The organism is Gluconobacter vitians (assembly GCF_015244565.1).
In the GTDB taxonomy this organism is placed as follows: Bacteria; Pseudomonadota; Alphaproteobacteria; order Acetobacterales; family Acetobacteraceae; genus Gluconobacter; species Gluconobacter vitians.
This window is the reverse complement of the sequence record NZ_JABCQG010000058.1, coordinates 1-3069: the sequence shown is the minus strand read 5'-3', so window position 1 is coordinate 3069 and position 3069 is coordinate 1. Positions and strand designations below refer to the sequence as shown.

Annotated in this window: 4 protein-coding genes; 3 read left to right on the top strand and 1 reads right to left on the bottom strand. The window is 57.6% G+C overall.

The features are described from left to right. On the top strand, positions 1-611 hold a 611-nt coding region (locus tag HKD24_RS14915), incomplete at its 5' end, for a hypothetical protein (RefSeq protein ID WP_228124486.1). Between the two features lie 37 nt (positions 612-648). Here the strand turns inward: HKD24_RS14915 and mobQ are convergent. Next, a complete protein-coding gene (mobQ, locus tag HKD24_RS14910; protein ID WP_194260946.1) occupies positions 649-1761 on the bottom strand; it encodes a MobQ family relaxase in 1113 nt (370 codons plus the stop codon). 167 nt (positions 1762-1928) lie between these two features. Here mobQ and HKD24_RS14905 point away from each other — a divergent pair, with 167 nt between their 5' ends. Both HKD24_RS14905 and HKD24_RS14900 read left to right on the top strand, forming a co-directional pair. After that, a complete protein-coding gene (locus HKD24_RS14905) occupies positions 1929-2228 on the top strand; it encodes a mobilization protein (RefSeq protein WP_166123747.1) in 300 nt (99 codons plus the stop codon). Between the two features lie 109 nt (positions 2229-2337). Further along, on the top strand, positions 2338-2736 hold the full coding sequence (locus HKD24_RS14900; RefSeq protein WP_194260945.1) for a replication protein: 399 nt from the start codon (positions 2338-2340) through the stop codon (positions 2734-2736). Positions 2737-3069 lie beyond the last annotated feature (333 nt).

The window sequence follows — 3069 nt, the reverse complement described above, 5'->3', positions numbered from 1 at the left end:
TTCACTCACTGTGTGACTTAATAGACGCCAATACAAGGGTTTCCCACATGGCTGCAACGATCACCCGTTTGACACCCAAGCCTGAACGTCTCCGACAAGATCAGGCTGACCTTTTGAGGCAAGCCCTGCTCCCCTTTGAGGAGCAGATGCCAGCCGATGCCTTCCGTGCCGTCATCGGCCTGATCGACCGCCAAACAGCCAGCCGCAAGAGATGGACATTCGTCATGCTAAGCCCTGAACAGAACGCAATCGTGGTGGACTATTTGGCTGAACACTCCAAGCGTCCTCTGACCGCGCTGCGGGTCTGGGCGCTGTGCTTCAAGCACCTGCGAACTGACACCGGAGAAATCCTGCTGAACCGTGAGGAAATAGCCGAGAAAATTGGTCAGCCGTCACGCACCATCAGTGAAATCATGTCCGAACTGGTGGCCTTCAAAGCCATAAGCCGCACACGCAAGAAACTGGGCGGCATGAAGGGGCCGGGTATGGTTCACTACTTCATGAACCCCAACGTGGCCACGCACCTGACCGGCTCTGAACGGGACGTAGCGCAGGAAGAAGCGCCCCCCTTGCTGGTGCTGATGGAAGGCGGTTTGTCTAAGGGTTGTTAAGGGGTTTTTAAGGGTTTGTTCTACCGGGAACAAACCCTTAACGGCCACGCCCTCGGCTGCTCTCTCTGCCCCGCTGGTTGCCTATGGCCCGCAAGCGCTCCTTGTGGGCTGCTTCCTCGCGGGCCTTCTCGATAGCCCGCTGACGCTCTTTCTCGGCGGCTATGCGTTGCTCTTTCTCGCGTTGCAGCCGGTCGGCCTCGGCCTTCTTCGTGGCCCCGGCTCCTACCCCCTTGGCAAACATCAGCCAGCGGTTGGCCTTTTCCTCGGCCTGCTGGCGCCTCTGCTGGAGCGCAGGGGCAAGCCGGTCGAGTGCCTCGGCCACCTTGTCCAGCCCTTCACGCATGGCCTTTATGGCCCGCTCCATCTTCGCCAGGGCGAAGTCTATCACCTCGGCCCGTTGTGCGTTCTCCGCTCTCACCTGGCGGTTGTGGTTGCCTGTTGGCGTCCTGCGCCCCTTGCGCTCCAAGGCCACCACGTTCTGGCCCATGTGGCGCTCTGGCACACGATCAAGCCCCTGCTCTGCGTTGCTGCGGTGGTCTATGCGGGCCTCTTGTCCGGCCCTCTCAAGGGCATTGTTGGCAAGGTTCGCCCATAGCTGGCGGATCTCGGTCACATCATCGGCCGACTTGCCCAGCCCCATGCTGGCCCGCTTCTTGTCGGACAGTTCGATGGTGGCTTTGTCGCCAAATACCAGCTTGCCGTCTGCCCCACGCTCCACCGTGCGCGTGGTGGTCAGGACGTGGGCATGGTGGTTTCGGTCGTCACCTTCAGCACCCGGCAGATGCACCGCCACGTCCACGGCCACCCCGTAACGCTCCACCAGCTCACGGGCAAAGCTGTCGGCCAGCTCCGCCCGCTGGTCGCTGGTGAGTTCATGCGGAAGGGCAACCACCCATTCTCTGCCGGTGCGGGCGTCCTTCCGTTTCTCGGCTCGTTCGGCATCATTCCACAACTCTGACCGGCTGGCAGTTCCACCCCCCGGAATGAAAACTTGCTTGTGTGCAACGCTGTTTTGCCGGGGGGTGTAATCGTGCTGATGCCCGTCAAGTTCGTTGGTTAAATCTTCGCCCGAACGATAAGCCGAAGCAGCAACAACAGAACGTCCTGCGCTCCGGCTGATCGGTTTCGTTTCGGCGCGATAGATTGCCACGGATTTGTTCTCTTTCTTTTGGCGTAAAACGGGGGGTTCAGGGGGGCGAAGCCACCATGACGCAGGACTTGCACTTGTGCAAGTCGTAACTGCGCCCTTAATACCTCACGGCATCAAGGGAAATATGGTATTCTGTTGGCAAGGATAACCCACACCATGAGGCTATTATGAGCGATATTTCAAAAGAGATTGAGAACGCCAAAAAGATCATTGCTGAACAAAAAAAGCGCATCAGAGAGGCCCAGAAGTCAGCCGCCAAAGCAGAAGGAAAACTGCGAGACCGTCAGAACTACATTCTGGGGGGTGCTTTGGTAAAACTGGCTGAAACTGATGAACGTGGCGTGCGAACCATTGAAGCCCTTTTGAAGCGGCTAGAGCGTCCAGCAGACAAACGAGCCTTTGAGACGTTTTCGCGCCTCCCAGCCCTCTCTCTGACCGAACAAGGGGGCAATGATGAGCAGCACTGACATGGAGGACGTGCAAGACCCGTTCGCCCTATTCCAGCAGCTAGAACGGAACCTCACCGCCGCCAGCACCAAAATGGAGAAGCTGGCCCAAGAGCAAAAAAACCAATGCGTGACGATCAAGGACGCTGCCGAAAAAGCCTCTCAGACGGCCATAGATGCGTCCGAAGCGTTTGCGGTATCGAAACCACGCCTGATGATCTGGACTGCCCTCTGCGCGGCTCTTCTGGTCTCTGGCGGGTGGATAGCGGGTTACTGGCTGGGGCATCGTGACGGCTGGGCCACCGGACATGACGTTGGCAGGGAAGCCGCCCTAGACGCCAATGCAGCCGCGTCGTGGGCCAACACCAGAAGCGGAATAGCTGGGAAACGGCTTGATGATGCGGGTTCCTTGCAGTCCCTCGCCTCCTGCACTGTCGAGGGGTTTACTGCCGAAACTGACGACAAGGGGAGTCACTGGTGCCTGATTCGTGGAACTGACGGAAAGACCCGTGGTTGGCGCACCCACTAGCCAGCCCCTCCCCCTTCCTGAGCAATACGGAATTGCCCATTTCCGTGACCTGTCACGATAGGAAAAAGGGCAGTTTTCCACCGTTTGAGAAGGGGACTACAGGGGAAGAGAATCTTATCTATTTATATCTGGCGTGGATAACTTCACCCCAAAATGAGCAATTTCCCCGGAAAACCGCCAAAAAATAGCTTGCTATTAAGTCACTCACTGTGTGACTACTAGTTCACTCACTGTGTGACTTAATAGACGCCAATACAAGGGTTTCCCACATGGCTGCAACGATCACCCGTTTGACACCCAAGCCTGAACGTCTCCGACAAGATCAGGCTGACC